The following is a 14,476-nucleotide window of genomic DNA, read 5'->3' on the forward strand; positions in this document are numbered from 1 at the left end:
TCCAGGTCAATTTACATCATCTAATAGGTCTTGTGCATACTCTTCTAAGCTTATTAAATCTTTTGTATTATATATAACTTTATCTGCCAATTTCTTCTTATCCTTCATAGGAATTTGAGCATTTATCTTTTTAATAGCTTCATCTAATTGAATATTATCTCTATCCATTAATCTTTTTATTTGAGTATCCATATCTACATACAATAACCATATTTCATCTAAATAAATTCCATACTCCACTAATTTATCATATTTTTCATATAATAATGGAATATCAATAAAAATTAAATCTTGTGATTTTAAATATACATCTATGAGTCTTCTTATTTCTTTAAATATAGGTGGATGTAAAATTTGTTCTAGAATATCCCTACATTTTTTATCTTGAAATATGATTTTAGCTAAAAATTTTCTATTTAGATTACGATCTTTATCTAAAATTTCTCTTCCAAATTTTTTTACTATTTCATTATATTGTTTATTATCTTTTTGTACAAGAGACCTAGAAATCTTATCAGCATCAATTACAATGCATCCTTTTTTTATTAATATATTTGAAAATGTAGTTTTACCAGAAGCTATTCCACCTGTAATTCCTATTATTTTACAATTAGTGAGTGTCATACCAACTATCTCCCATTTCCATGTCTACTTTAAGGGGTACACTTAATTTTGCTGCATCTTCCATAATTTCTTTTAACATCTCCAGAACTTCTTCTGATTCATCTTTATATGTTTCAATTATTAATTCATCATGAATTTGAAGAATTAATCTAGATTTTAAATTTCTATTTTTAATTTCATTGTATACTCTAACCATTGCAATTTTAATAATATCTGCTGCACTTCCTTGGATAGGAGTATTCATTGCTATTCTTTCACCGAAGGATCTAATATTATAGTTTTTAGCATTTAACTCTTTTATATACCTTCTTCTATTAAATATAGTTTCTACATAACCTTGTTTTTTTGCCTGTTCTACTATATCAATCATAAATTGTCGTATATCTTTATAGTTTTCTAAATAATTATCTATATACTCCTTTGCTTGCTTTCTAGAAATGTTTAAATCTCTAGATAATCCATAATCTGAAATCCCATATACAATACCAAAATTTACTGCCTTGGCATTAGATCTCAATTCACTTGTAACTTCATCTACTGGAACATGGAATACTTCTGAAGCAGTTTTTGTATGAATATCTTGATTTTCTTTAAAAGCTTCTATCATTTTCTCATCATTTGATATATGAGCTAGTATTCTAAGTTCTATTTGAGAATAGTCTGCATCCACTAATTTATAGTCTGGAAGTTTTGCTATAAATGCTTTTCTTATCTTTCTTCCATCTTCTGTCCTTATAGGTATATTTTGCAGATTAGGCTCTGTACTTGAAATCCTTCCTGTGGTAGTTATAGTTTGATTGAAACTAGAATGAATTCTACCTGTATTTTCATTTATTAAATTTATAAGTCCATCTATATATGTGGATTTTAATTTTACAATTTGTCTATATCTAAAAATCTTATTAATTATAGGATGTTCATCCATAAGCTTTTCAAGTACTTCTACATTTGTAGAATAACCTGTCTTTGTCTTTTTTATAACTGGAAGCTCTAGATCTTCAAATAAGACTTTTCCCATTTGTTTAGGAGAATTTATATTGAAATCACTTCCTGCTAGTTCATGTATTTCACTTGTCAGTGTATCTATCTCTTCTTGATATTGTTCTCCTAGATTTTGAAGTTCATTCTCATCTATTTGAACTCCAAAATATTCCATACTACTTAAAACTTCCACTAGGGGTAATTCCATTTCATAGTAAAGAGATTCCATCCCTTGTGATTTTATCTTTTCTTTCATAGTTTTTTCTAATTCATATACAGTATCTAAAACAAAAGATAAATAATCTATCCTTTGTGTTTCTTCAAGCTGAGAAAATGAAAGCTTTGATTTTCCTTTGCCTAATAGCATCTCTTCATCTACTCCATAGTATTCCAAGTATTTTTCACTTATTTTATTTATGGAATATTCACTTTCACTTGGATTTATAATGTATTCAGCTATTTCTGAGTCAAAAGTATAATTTGAGATTTTTATTCCCGATCTAAATAATACTATTATATCCTTTTTTAAATTATGACCAATTTTTTCTATATTTTCATCTTCAAATAAAGGTTTTAATAATTCATAATATTTTTTTTGGTTTTCTTCAAATTCCATATAATAAGTAGGACTAGAATTTAATTTTATTCCTAGGGAAATAATCCTATCTTCAATAATATTTGAATCCTCTACTATAAATTTAAATGCAAACTTCTTTTCTTCCTTTATTTTTGTGATTACATCTTCTAGTTCTTTCACACCTATTTTCTCAGATTTGAACTCTCTTATTATCTCTTCTTTTTGTGTATGTTCATTTGGAAGTCTATCTATTAAACTCTTAAATTCATATTTTTCATAAAGACTTAATAGCCTTTCCCATTCTGGATCTTTTGTAAGTAAATCATCTAAATTTATATCTAGATTTATATTTGTTATGATTTCTCCTAGTTTTTTGCTTAAATAAGCAATTGTTTGATTTTCTATTAATTTTTCTTTTAGTTTCTTTCCACTAACCTCATCTATATTTTTGTATATATTTTCTATATTATTAAATTGTTTTAAAAGTTTTAAACCTGTCTTTTCTCCAACACCTGGTATACCTGGTATATTATCTGACTTATCTCCCATAAGACCTTTCAAATCAATAAATTGCTTTGGCTCAATTCCATATTCTTCTATTATCTTTTCAGAGTCAAATATCTCCAGTTCTGAAATTCCCTTTCTTGTAAGTAGTACCTTTGTATTTTCCGTAGCCAATTGTAAGTAGTCCTTATCTCCAGTTACCAATATAATCTCTAGGGAGTTTTTCTCCCCCATATTTGCAAGAGTTCCCGCTATATCATCTGCTTCATATTCGTCCATCTCTAGTCTCTTTATATTCATAGCATCTAATATATCTCTAATTATTGGAAATTGTTGTGCTAATTCTGATGGGGAAGATTTCCTAGTTCCCTTATATTCTTTGTACTCTCTATGTCTAAAGGTTGGGCCTTTTTTATCAAAGGCTACACATAGATAGTCTGGATTATATTCATCTTTTATTCTATATAGCATAGTTAAAAATCCATATACTCCATTCGTGTAAATTCCTTCCTTTGTAGACAAAAGTGGCAATGCATAAAAGGCTCTATGTAAAAGTGAACTCCCATCTATTATCATAAATTTTTTATTATCCATATATCACAACTCCTATTCTTGATATATTTAAGTATAACCTAAATTAGCCCATGAGTAAACAAGGCTAAATAATTTTCCTTGATAAATATATTTATTTATGGTATTATATTTATTGTTATCAAGCCGGTGTGTCGGAACTGGCAGACGAGACAGACTCAAAATCTGTTATCCGCAAGGGTGTGTGGGTTCGAGTCCCACCACCGGCACCATATTTAAAACAGCTCTTAAATTTAAGAGCTGTTTTATTTTTTAAAAAAACATTTCATATGCATAATTATCCCTATTTAAGAAATCCTATTTATGGGAGGTTTAATTATGTCTGAATTAAAAGATTTATTAAGAGATATTGAAACTTTAAAGAAAAGCTTAAATGAATTGATTGAAAAAAAGGGATTCGATTTAAAAAACCCTGAAATTATCAAGGCAAGTCAAGAGCTAAACACTGCCATCACAAATTACAATGACTTAATTAATAAAAATCTATAATTTGTAAACTGTAACGAAAAATAGTACTATGAGTTTTATTATACTGATTATATACTAAACAAAATCAAATAAAGAAATGTTGCCTAAATCTAGGTCAACATTTCTTTATTTTTATCTACTTATTCTGCTAAAAGATGCTTTGCTGCAATTCCAGGTTCTGTCATTGCAAAAGGATCTAGGATTTCATCTAGTTCAGCTTCTGTTAGAAGTTTTTCTTTTAAAACTAATTCTCTAACTGGTTGTCCAGTTTCTATAGCAACTTTAGCAACCTTTGCAGCGTTTTTATATCCAACATGTGGTACTATAGCTGTTATAGTTCCAACACTACCATCTACTAATTCTTTACATCTATCAATATTCGCTGTAACATCACATACTAGGTTTTCTCTAAATGTAGCTACACCATTTCCTAAAGTTTCTATTGATTCGTATAAATTATATAGTAATACTGGCTCAAATACATTTAATTCTAATTGTCCAGCTTCTGCAGCCATAGTTACAGCTACATCATTTCCTATAATATTAAATGCAACTTGACTCATAACTTCAGCTATTACTGGATTAACTTTTCCAGGCATTATAGAAGATCCTGCTTGTTTTTCTGGTAAGTTTAATTCTCCAAATCCACATCTTGGACCTGATGCCATTAATCTCATATCATTTCCCATCTTTGAAAGATTTACTGCAGCTGTTTTTAATGATGCTGATAGAAATACAAAGCCATCTAAATTGTTTGTACCGTCTACTAAATCATCTGTTTGTACTAATCCTAAATCATTTATCTTGTTTAAATTAGGTACTATTACTCTTAGATATTCTGTGTCTACGTTTATACCTGTTCCAACTGCAGATGCTCCCATATTTACTACTCTAAGTCCATCTAAAGCAGTTTCTATTCTATTTATATCTCTTTTTATTACAGAACTATAGCCATGAAATTCTTGCCCTAATCTAATAGGTACAGCGTCTTGAAGGTGAGTTCTTCCCATTTTAATAATAGGATCGAATTCTTCAGCTTTTTTAAGTAAAGCTTCGTGTAATTTTTTTAATTCACCAAGAGTCTTTTCACCAAGTTTTAAAGCTGCTATTTTTGCTGCTGTTGGAAATGCATCATTTGTGGATTGACCCATATTTACATGGTCATTTGGATGTACTTTATCGTAATCTCCTAAATTACCACCTAAAATTTCATTTGCTCTATTGGCTATAACTTCGTTGGCGTTCATATTTGCTGATGTACCTGCTCCGCCTTGAATTGGATCTACTATGAACTCTTCATGAAATTTACCTTCTATTATTTCATCACTTGCTTGTTCAATAGCATTTTTAACCTCTTCTGTCATTATTCCAGCTTCAAAGTTAGATATAGCACATGCTTTTTTTACTTCAGCAAGACCTATAATTAATTCTTTATTAATCACTTTTCCTGTAATATGAAAGTTTTGGGATGCTCTTATTGCATTAGCTCCATAATATGCATCTACAGGAACTTCTATATCCCCTATAGAATCACTTTCTAACCTAAATTCTTTAGCACATGTAGTCATTAATATCCCCCTCTAAGTAATATTATAATATTTAATTAATTGTATTTTTAAACATGTTTTTTGGTTCAAAAGACGAATCCATCTTTTGAACTAAAGCATTAACTCTCATCTACATACTACACCTAGAATTTAAAACTGTCAACTGCATTTGAAAATGTTTTCCTTAACCTATTTGTCTTTTTATTCTCCATATATTATTTGCATATTCTTCTATAGTTCTATCAGAACTAAACTTCCCAGCATTTGCTATATTCATCCAACATTTTTTAGCCCATTCTATTTTATTTTTGTACTCATAACTTACTATCTCTTGAGCTTTTCTATAGGATTCAAAATCCTTTAGTACATAATATACATCTGCTCTTTCCCAATTTACTCCATTTACTAAAGAATCATATATTTCTCTAAATATTCCCGTGTTATTATCACTAAAAGTTCCATCTATTAAAGTATCTACAACTCTTTTTAATCCGTGTATATTTTCATAGTAATATTTAGGATTATAGTTGGACTCTATCTCTTTTATTTCTTCAACAGTAAGCCCAAATATGAAATTATTCTCCATACCTGCTTCTTCTACAATCTCTATATTTGCTCCATCTAATGTACCAAGTGTGGGAGCTCCATTTAACATAAATTTCATATTTCCTGTCCCTGAAGCTTCTTTTCCTGCAGTAGAAATCTGTTCGGATATATCTGCAGCTGGAAATAGCTTTTCACCATAGGATACATCATAATTAGTGGCAAATACTACTTTTATCCTGCCATGTATATCAGGATCATTGTTTATAAGATTTTTGATTTCATTTATAAATTTAATAATCCCTTTAGCCCTAGTATATCCTGGTGCTGCTTTAGCTCCAAATATAAATGTTCTATTTGGAATATCTAGTTTTGGATTTTCCTTTATTCTAAAATATAAATCTAAGACATGAAAAGCATTTAACAACTGTCTTTTATATTCATGAAGTCTCTTAATTTGAATATCAAATATTGACTGACAATCTATATCTATATTTTCTACCTTCTTAATATATTGAGCCAGTTCCTGTTTTTTAGTTTGCTTTATATCTAAAAATTTCCTAAGCACTTCATCATTATCTTTGAACCTTTCCAAAGCTTTCAATTGCTTTAGATTAGTAATCCAACTATCATTTCCAAGTAATTCAGTGACAAAAGATGAAAGTTCAGGATTTGATTGAACTAACCATCTCCTTTGAGTTATACCGTTTGTCTTATTATTAAATCTTTCAGGATATATTTCATACCAATTTTTTAATTCCCTATTTTTCAATATATCAGAATGAAGCTGTGCTACCCCATTTGTTGAATATGAGCCATGGATTGCAAGATATGCCATTCTAATCTGATTATCATTTATTATACTGTAATCCTTTAAGCTATCTTCTCCTATGCCTCTTTGTTTTAAGTCTTCTATTAGGTCATAGTTTATCTTTTCTATCATCTCATATACATTAGGTAGTAACGATCTATAAAAGTTCACAGGCCATTGTTCTAGAGCTTCTTTTAGTATAGTATGATTTGTATATGCAAAGGTATTTTTTACTATATTCCAAGCTTTGTTCCATTCTATATGATAAACTTGGGTAAATATCCTCATCAATTCTGGAATTGCTACAACTGGATGGGTATCATTCAATTGAATAGCATGAAACAAGTCAAAATTACTCAAATCACCATGTTTATTTAAATGTTTTCTAACTAAATCTTGTAAAGATGCACTTACAAAAAAGTATTGCTGCTTAAGTCTTAGGATTTTACCTGATTCTGTAGAATCATTTGGATACAATACCTTTGATATGGTCTCTGCTGCATTTTTATCCTTTACAGAACCTTCGTAGTTTTGTCTGTTAAATTCTTGAAAATCAAAGGATTCTATAGCTCTTGATTCCCAAAGTCTAAGAGTATTTATGGTTCTTCCTCCATATCCTACAATAGGTGTATCATATGGAACAGCCAATACATCACCATCTGAAAAACTAACTCTTACAGAATCTGATTCCTTTTTTATGGACCAAGGATCTCCGTACTTTAACCAATTGTCAGCTTTTTCATATTGAAATCCATCTTTAAATGTCTGTATAAATATTCCATACTCATATCTAATACCATATCCTGTTAAGGAATAATCCAAAGTAGCTGCTGAATCTAAAAAACAAGCGGCTAATCTCCCAAGTCCACCATTACCTAGACCTGCATCTTCTTCAGCATCCTCTATTTCATTATAATTTATATTTAATTCATCTAATATCTCTTTTATTTCATCTTTAAACCCCATATTAATTAGATTATTACTAAGGGCTCTCCCCATAAGATATTCGGCTGAAAAATAGTATCCTCTTTTTTTATCACTAAATTTTTCATTTGATTTTAGCCATATCGGTAAAATTATTTCCATAATAGCTTTAGATACAACTATAAATTTTTCTTTTTGGTTGCAATCTTCCAAGTCTTTTCTAAAGGTAGATAAAGAATTTCTCTTTATACTTTCTATGACTCTTTCCTTATTTAACATAATTACCTCCAATATGTTTTAGTCAATTCCATAATCTTATCAGCTAATTCCAAACTCAAATCTTTTCTTTCTATTCTCCAGGCCCAATTGTCTCCAAGGGTAGATGGAGTATTCATTCTAGCCCAATTATCAAAGTCTAAAAAATCTTGTAAGGGAGCAATTGCAAGATAAGAAGAGCTAGCCCATGCCCCTCTTATAATACCCCAATTTAATCCTTCATCATAATTAAGCTTTAGGTATTTTACAATATATTCAAATTCTTCTCTATTTAAACTGTTAATCCAAGTTCTGACAGTTGGATTGTCATGTGTTCCTGTGTATACTACACTTCTTTTTTCAATATTGTGGGGTAGATAGTCACTTTCTTCATATAGGTTAAATGCAAATTGCAATACATTCATATTTGGAAATCCTGTATCTTCTACTAATTTTTTCACTTCCCATGTATTAAGCCCTAAGTCCTCTACTATTATATCTAAGTTTCCCAATTCTTCTCTTATCTTGTTAAATAAACTTATACCAGGACCCTTCCTCCATGTTCCATTTATAGCATCCTGTGAGCCATATGGAACCTCCCAATATGATTCAAAACCTCTAAAGTGATCTATTCTCACTTTATCAAATAATTTAAAGCTATGCTCTATTCTCTTAATCCACCATTCATAGCCATTGTCTTTCATCTGCTCCCAATTATATATAGGATTACCCCATAACTGTCCCTTTTCGCTAAAGTCATCTGGAGGGCATCCAGATACAACTTTTGGTATGTAGTTTTCATGTAGTTTGAAAAGTTCAGGATTTCTCCATAAATCGCTACTATCTTCTGATACATATATAGGTAAGTCTCCTATGATTTTTATATCTTTTTTATTTGCATATTTTTTCAATCTCATCCACTGATTAATAAAAAAATACTGAGTAAATATCCAAAAAAATATTTCATCTGAATTTTCTCTTTCAAAATCTTCTACTCTTTTAGAATTAAATAATTTATAGTCTATATCCCAATTTATCCAAGAATTGTTCCCATGAAGTGATTTTATAGACATGAAAATTGAAAATCCCCTTACCCAATCTATATTTTCATTATAGAAGTTTATTAATTCATCTTTAAGTATATGCTTTGAATTTTCATAGGCTATTTTTAAAAGACTTAATTTGTTTTCATATAATAATCCATAATTAACCCTTGATGGATTATTACCCAAAGTTCGACTTGCTATATCTTCTTTTTTTAAATATCCTAGATTTAAAAACTCATCTAAATCAATAAAATAAGGATTTCCTGCAAAGGCAGAAAAACTTTGATAAGGGGAATCCCCAAAGCCTGTAGGTCCTAAAGGAAGTATCTGCCAACTCTTTTGTCCTGCTCTTTCTAAAAAGTCTACAAAATTATATGCTTCTTTTCCAAAATCACCTATGCCATATTCTCCAGGTAGAGAAGATATATGCATAAGTATCCCACTACTTCTTTTCATATCCTCACCTCTAGATATTAGTTATACTATTTAAGCTTCTCTATAATCTTTTTACCCGAATCACTTTCTAAATAATCTATAGTGCTCTTTGGAAGATATTTATATGCCTCTTTTATTTTCCCATCTCCTAATAGTTTTCTTACATAGGAAGCACTTACTACTATCTCATCTAATTTTTTTCTTTCTATAATCTCTACTTTTATATTACTATTTTCTAGTATTTTTTTGAGAGAAGTATTGTATGCTAGAGTAACTAAATCTTTAGGCTCTGAACCAAAAAACCTAATATCTACTTCTAAATCTTTTCCTATTTTCTCCGCAAATATCTTGCCATCTAACTCTGTATATATGTCTAACATCTCATCTTTCTTTTTTATAAAGTAAGTTGGAAATGTAGCCTGTGAAATTATATAAGGTCCTCCCTTTATCACATTTACTTTATCATAGTCTTTTAATTCATTTTTTATTATATTAAATCTATCTTCGAAGGGGAAAATTGACTTATCTTCTTCTACGACAAAGATTAATAAATTATCAACTTTTTCTAAAGCTCTTTCTATTAAATATTTGTGACCAAGTGTCATAGGATTACAATTTACTACTATAGCACCTCTAGTATTTCCTTTATTTGGAATTAAATTCTTAGTCTTTTCTATCCATTTATTATAATTATAAAATCCTCCCTCAAATAAAGATACTCTATCTGTTGAGCATACTTCATTTAATCCTAGTGATCTAAAGATAACTCTATTATTTGGAGTAGTAAATACAAAAAAGGAGTCATATCCTCTTTCTAATAGGTGGTTTAAAAGTCCATTATAAAGTATATTTAAAAGTCCTTCACCTTTGTACTCTTCTTTTAAGAAAAAGTATTTTAAGATATTTCCCTTTGCCGAACCTGTTCCTATTATCTTACCCTTATCTCTTATTATAAAAGTTTTATCTGGAACATCATATTTTATATTAAATTGATCTAGAAATTCTCTTATTTCTTCTACTTCTTTTTCATTTTTTAAATTTAATTCATCACTAAAAAACATTGTCATCACTCTCTTATATTTTTTATGTAGCTTTTAACTCATTATACAATTAAAGAGTTGCCTTAGGCAACTCTTTAATTTGTCAATACATCTATTTAACTTCATATATATAATCTAATATCTGTCCATCTCTATATTCAGATAAACCTATGATTCTCTCACCTTTTTCAATTACTTGTGGTTTACCCATTATACTTTCAGCATACTCTTTTAATTCTTTTATAGCTACTACTTTTAATCCTTTTTCTTCAAACTTCTCTATTAAGTCTGTTCTTCTAGGATTTACACAAATTCCTCTTTCAGTAACTAATACATCTACTGTAGATCCTGGAGTAGTTATTACATCTACTCTATCTTTTATAAGAGGTATTCTTGAGGAGAATAGCTTAGATACAATTATAGATACTTTACTACCTGCTGCTGTATCTTGATGTCCACCAGAACCACCCATAAGAACTCCATCTGCACCTGTTGATACATTTACATTGAAGTCTAAGTCTATCTCAGTAGCACCTAAGATTACAATATCTAGATTATCTACTACTGAAGATACTTCTGGATTTCCATATTGAGATGCACTCATTCTTAAATGCCCTTTATTTCTCTTTAGAGACTCTATGGCTTCAAGATCAAAACATTGTACATCAAATAGACTATCAAATAGTCCTTCTTCTAGCATATTTGTAAGATATCCTGTAATACCACCAGAAGCAAAGCTTCCTTTTATATTATTTTTAATCATATATTCTTTTAAGAATGAAGTAACAGCTAGGGATATTCCTCCAGCACCACTTTGGAAACTTAGTCCATCTTTTAATAAACCAGTAGCTTCCATAACTTTTAAAGTGTCCTTAGCTATTTTAAGTCCTATAGGATCTTTTGTAATCTTAGTAGTTCCTGAAACTATACCTTCTTTTCTTCCTATAGAGTCTACTAGAACTATGTAGTCTACGTAGTCTTCAGTAATATCTGCAGGATAGTTAGGATATTCAAATATAGAGTCTGTTACTGCTACTACTTTTTCTGCCTTTATACTATCTGCAATAGCATATCCTAGTACTCCACATGAGTTTTCACCATTTACTCCAGATATATTTCCTTTGTTATCTGTGCTAGGAGCTGCTATAAATGCTGCATCTATTTTTAACTCTTCATCTAAGATGCTTCTAGCTCTTCCACCATGAGATTGCATTATAAGATTTCCCTTTAGCTTTCCATGACTAATAGCCTTTGCAACTTCTCCTGATATATATGATGTAACCACATTTTTGATAGTACCATCTTCCATAAGAGGAATTATCTCTTCATGAACTGGAAATATAGAACTTGAAGCTACTGTTAAGTCTTTGATTCCTAATTTATGAATTTCTTTCATTACAGTATTTAACACTTTATCACCATTTCTTAGGTGATGATGAAATGATACTACTGCCCCATCTTTTAAGTCTAATGCTTTTATTGTTTCAGCCAAATCATTTGAAACTTTATCTGTAGCTTTAACTTTAGAAGGAAACTCTGATTTTTCAAGGACTTTAACCTCATTAAGATCATTATTTAAGTAATTCATCGTATTCCTCCTTATAATCTCCACTGATTTTCAAAAGATTTACTGCTCTTTGAATAATTGGTTTATCAATCATTTTACCTTCTAATGAGAAAGCTCCTAAACCTTTTTCTTTGGCAGATTTTACTCCTTCTAATACTCTTATTGCATAATCTATTTCCGCCTCAGAAGGTGAGAACATTTCATTTACATCATCAACATGTCTTGGACTTATAACTGCCTTACCAGTCATACCTAAGTCTTTTGCATTTAAAGTGTCTATTCTTAATCCTTCTATATCATCTGTATCAGTGAAAGGCGTATCTATAGCTTGAATTCCCATAGCTTTAGATGCTGCAATAACCTTTGCCCTTGCATACTCTATTTCTTTAGAAGCCTTTGTTCTCTTAGCTCCCAAGTCTAAAGTTAAATCTTCTGCACCTAGGAAAATTCCTATTACTCTATCAGAAGCTTGCACTATATTTAGGGACATCTCTAAACCTAGAGCTGTCTCTACTAGAGCTATAACTTTAAAATCAGAGTTAATTTTATTTAAGTATTCATCTAGTTTTTCCATAGGCTCTATTCCAGCTTTAGGAAGTACTATTCCTTTAATGTTTGCATCTTTAAATTCTTCTAGATCGTCATAGAAATATGGACTATCTAAAGGATTTATTCTTACAAATACATCTACATCTCTATCAAATGTAGATAGATATTCTTTAACTAAGATTCTTGCAGAATCCTTTTCACTTAATGCTACTGCATCTTCTAAATCTATTATAATTCCATCTGCTCCTAGGATATTAGAATTTTGAAGCATACCTGGATTATTTCCTGGAATAAAGAGTAATGTTCTATAATTCATCTATATCACCGCTTCCTCTTTTAATAGCAGTTTTAACTCTAGCTTTTATTGTAAAGTCTAAGGCACCCTTATCCTTTGCAATTAATTTTACATCTTCTACATTTAATTCTTTTAATGTATCTTCTATAACTCTTTTAATATCTTCACCATATTGTTGTTTTACTACACTTTCAAGATCTATATCAACTTGTCCTTCTCCTTTAGATACCATAATTAGAATATCGTTGGATTCAACAGATCCTGCTGTAGCCATTTTTTTAATTTCTACTTTTCCCATTCTAAATATTCCTTTCTTCCTTGCTGATATAGATCATTTCCCTTTGAATCATTTATTACAGTAACAGGAAAGTCTTCAACATATAATTTTCTTACAGCTTCTGCACCTAAATCTTCATAAGCTATAACTTCTGCAGATTTTACTGATTTTGCTATTAGAGCTGCTGCTCCACCAATAGCTGCAAAATAAGTAGCTCCATTTTTTACTATGCTATCTTTTACTTCTTGATCTCTTTTACCCTTACCTATCATTCCCTTTAGACCTGCATCTAACATTTGTGGAGTATAAGAATCCATTCTATAGCTTGTAGTTGGTCCAGCAGAACCTATAGGGTTTCCTGGCTTAGCAGGAGCAGGTCCTACATAGTAAATAATTGCTCCTACAGGGTCAAAAGGAAGTTCTTTTCCTTCTTCAAGTAATTTTACTAATCTAGCATGTGCTGCATCTCTTGCAGTGTACACATATCCAGTTATATATACATCGTCCCCTGCTTTTAAATCTTTTAAGTCTTCTGCAGTTAAAGGTGTTTTTAAAGTTTTTTTCATGTTTACCCTCCTAAAGAATAACTTGCTTGTGTCTAGTTGCATGACAGTTTATATTTACTGCAACAGGTAATCCTGCAATATGTGTAGGATAATATTCTATATTAACCTTAAATGCAGTTGTCTTTCCACCAAAACCTTGAGGCCCTATGCCTAATTTATTTATTTCTTCAAGCAATTCTTTTTCTAAGTTTTCATAGAAAGGATTATCTGAATACTCATCCATCTCTCTCATCAATGACTTCTTAGCTAGAAAAGCAGCTTTTTCAAATGTACCTCCTATTCCAACTCCAACAACTGTTGGTGGGCAAGGATTAGGTCCTGCTAATTCTACAGATTCTAATATAAAGTCTTTAACTCCTTGTAAACCTTCAGCTGGCTTTAACATTTTTATTCTAGACATATTTTCAGATCCGAATCCCTTTGGTGCAACCATGATACTTAATTTGTCTCCTGGAACTATTTGATAATGGAATATGCCTGGAGTATTGTCCTTAGTATTTACTCTATCTAGTGGATCTTTAACAACTGATTTTCTTAAATATCCTTCTTCATATCCTTCTCTTATACCTTGGTTAATAGCATCTTCTAAATATCCATTAACTACATGAACATCTTGTCCAACCTCTACAAAGACTACAACCATCCCTGTATCTTGGCACATAGGAACTTTATTGTCTTTAGCTATTCCAGCATTGTCAATTATTTTTCCTATAGTAGATGCAGCAAGTTCCCATTCTTCTCCTTCTTTTGCCTCTTTTAATTTGTTTAATACATCTTCAGGTAAAAAGAAATTAGCCTCCATAACTAATCTCTTTACTTCTTTTGTTATTAAGCTTGCATCAATTTCCCTCATTTTTTAATAACCACCTTTGTATT

The 14,476-nt window shown here is 30.2% G+C and carries 12 protein-coding genes and 1 tRNA gene; 2 read left to right on the forward strand and 11 right to left on the reverse strand.

Annotation, left to right across the window (positions count from 1 at the left end):
* Window positions 1-6: 6 nt before the first annotated feature.
* Both coaE and polA read right to left on the reverse strand, forming a co-directional pair.
* Window positions 7-624: a dephospho-CoA kinase gene (gene coaE, locus AC4PG3_RS08815; RefSeq protein WP_492196290.1), complete on the reverse strand. Its 618-nt coding sequence runs from the start codon at window positions 622-624 to the stop codon at window positions 7-9.
* Window positions 611-3,280: a DNA polymerase I gene (gene polA, locus AC4PG3_RS08820; protein ID WP_492196291.1), complete on the reverse strand. Its 2,670-nt coding sequence runs from the start codon at window positions 3,278-3,280 to the stop codon at window positions 611-613. The genes coaE and polA overlap by 14 nt, the downstream gene beginning before the upstream one ends.
* A 122-nt stretch (window positions 3,281-3,402) precedes the next feature.
* Here polA and AC4PG3_RS08825 point away from each other — a divergent pair.
* Both AC4PG3_RS08825 and AC4PG3_RS08830 read left to right on the forward strand, forming a co-directional pair.
* Window positions 3,403-3,489 (forward strand) — tRNA-Leu (locus AC4PG3_RS08825).
* A 106-nt stretch (window positions 3,490-3,595) separates the two neighbouring features.
* On the forward strand, window positions 3,596-3,766 hold the full coding sequence (locus tag AC4PG3_RS08830) for an aspartyl-phosphate phosphatase Spo0E family protein (RefSeq protein WP_492196292.1): 171 nt from the start codon (window positions 3,596-3,598) through the stop codon (window positions 3,764-3,766).
* 119 nt (window positions 3,767-3,885) lie between these two features.
* Here the strand turns inward: AC4PG3_RS08830 and AC4PG3_RS08835 are convergent, their stop codons facing one another.
* The 9 genes from AC4PG3_RS08835 to AC4PG3_RS08875 form a co-directional block, all read right to left on the reverse strand.
* Window positions 3,886-5,313 carry an aspartate ammonia-lyase gene (locus tag AC4PG3_RS08835; protein WP_492196293.1) on the reverse strand — a complete coding sequence of 476 codons (1,428 nt, stop codon included), beginning with the start codon at window positions 5,311-5,313 and terminating at the stop codon, window positions 3,886-3,888.
* Between the two features lie 163 nt (window positions 5,314-5,476).
* Complete coding sequence (locus AC4PG3_RS08840) at window positions 5,477-7,849, reverse strand: glycogen/starch/alpha-glucan phosphorylase (RefSeq protein ID WP_492196294.1); 2,373 nt, start codon at window positions 7,847-7,849, stop codon at window positions 5,477-5,479.
* A gap of 2 nt (window positions 7,850-7,851) precedes the next feature.
* A complete protein-coding gene (gene malQ / locus AC4PG3_RS08845) occupies window positions 7,852-9,327 on the reverse strand; it encodes a 4-alpha-glucanotransferase (protein ID WP_492196295.1) in 1,476 nt (491 codons plus the stop codon).
* A gap of 26 nt (window positions 9,328-9,353) precedes the next feature.
* On the reverse strand, window positions 9,354-10,367 hold the full coding sequence (locus AC4PG3_RS08850) for an adenylyltransferase/cytidyltransferase family protein (RefSeq protein WP_492196296.1): 1,014 nt from the start codon (window positions 10,365-10,367) through the stop codon (window positions 9,354-9,356).
* Between the two features lie 91 nt (window positions 10,368-10,458).
* The gene (gene citF, locus AC4PG3_RS08855) at window positions 10,459-11,934 is read right to left on the reverse strand and encodes a citrate lyase subunit alpha (RefSeq protein ID WP_492196297.1); all 1,476 of its coding nucleotides are present in this window, start codon (window positions 11,932-11,934) and stop codon (window positions 10,459-10,461) included.
* Window positions 11,918-12,778, reverse strand: coding sequence for an HpcH/HpaI aldolase/citrate lyase family protein (locus tag AC4PG3_RS08860; RefSeq protein ID WP_492196298.1), 861 nt, complete (start codon window positions 12,776-12,778; stop codon window positions 11,918-11,920). The genes citF and AC4PG3_RS08860 overlap by 17 nt, the downstream gene beginning before the upstream one ends.
* On the reverse strand, window positions 12,768-13,055 hold the full coding sequence (gene citD, locus AC4PG3_RS08865; protein ID WP_492196299.1) for a citrate lyase acyl carrier protein: 288 nt from the start codon (window positions 13,053-13,055) through the stop codon (window positions 12,768-12,770). Before citD ends, AC4PG3_RS08860 begins: the two co-directional genes overlap by 11 nt.
* Window positions 13,043-13,600, reverse strand: a complete 558-nt coding sequence (locus AC4PG3_RS08870) for a Fe-S-containing hydro-lyase (protein WP_492196300.1) — start codon at window positions 13,598-13,600, stop codon at window positions 13,043-13,045. The genes citD and AC4PG3_RS08870 overlap by 13 nt, the downstream gene beginning before the upstream one ends.
* Window positions 13,601-13,610: 10 nt before the next feature.
* Complete coding sequence (locus AC4PG3_RS08875; RefSeq protein ID WP_492196301.1) at window positions 13,611-14,453, reverse strand: fumarate hydratase; 843 nt, start codon at window positions 14,451-14,453, stop codon at window positions 13,611-13,613.
* Between the last annotated feature and the right edge of the window lie 23 nt (window positions 14,454-14,476).

The organism is Tissierella sp. QWL-11 (assembly GCF_058683765.1).

Excerpts from the sequence above, each read along its gene's own strand:
- AC4PG3_RS08870 (WP_492196300.1), bottom strand. The coding sequence starts at position 13,600 with ATGAAAAAAACTTTAAAAACACCTTTAACTGCAGAAGACTTAAAAGAT.
- AC4PG3_RS08875 (WP_492196301.1), bottom strand. The coding sequence starts at position 14,453 with ATGAGGGAAATTGATGCAAGCTTAATAACAAAAGAAGTAAAGAGATTA.
- coaE (WP_492196290.1), bottom strand. The coding sequence starts at position 624 with ATGACACTCACTAATTGTAAAATAATAGGAATTACAGGTGGAATAGCT.
- AC4PG3_RS08835 (WP_492196293.1), bottom strand. The coding sequence starts at position 5,313 with ATGACTACATGTGCTAAAGAATTTAGGTTAGAAAGTGATTCTATAGGG.
- AC4PG3_RS08840 (WP_492196294.1), bottom strand. The coding sequence starts at position 7,849 with ATGTTAAATAAGGAAAGAGTCATAGAAAGTATAAAGAGAAATTCTTTA.
- AC4PG3_RS08850 (WP_492196296.1), bottom strand. The coding sequence starts at position 10,367 with ATGTTTTTTAGTGATGAATTAAATTTAAAAAATGAAAAAGAAGTAGAA.
- AC4PG3_RS08860 (WP_492196298.1), bottom strand. The coding sequence starts at position 12,778 with ATGAATTATAGAACATTACTCTTTATTCCAGGAAATAATCCAGGTATG.
- malQ (WP_492196295.1), bottom strand. The coding sequence starts at position 9,327 with ATGAAAAGAAGTAGTGGGATACTTATGCATATATCTTCTCTACCTGGA.
- AC4PG3_RS08830 (WP_492196292.1), top strand. The coding sequence starts at position 3,596 with ATGTCTGAATTAAAAGATTTATTAAGAGATATTGAAACTTTAAAGAAA.
- citD (WP_492196299.1), bottom strand. The coding sequence starts at position 13,055 with ATGGGAAAAGTAGAAATTAAAAAAATGGCTACAGCAGGATCTGTTGAA.
- citF (WP_492196297.1), bottom strand. The coding sequence starts at position 11,934 with ATGAATTACTTAAATAATGATCTTAATGAGGTTAAAGTCCTTGAAAAA.
- polA (WP_492196291.1), bottom strand. The coding sequence starts at position 3,280 with ATGGATAATAAAAAATTTATGATAATAGATGGGAGTTCACTTTTACAT.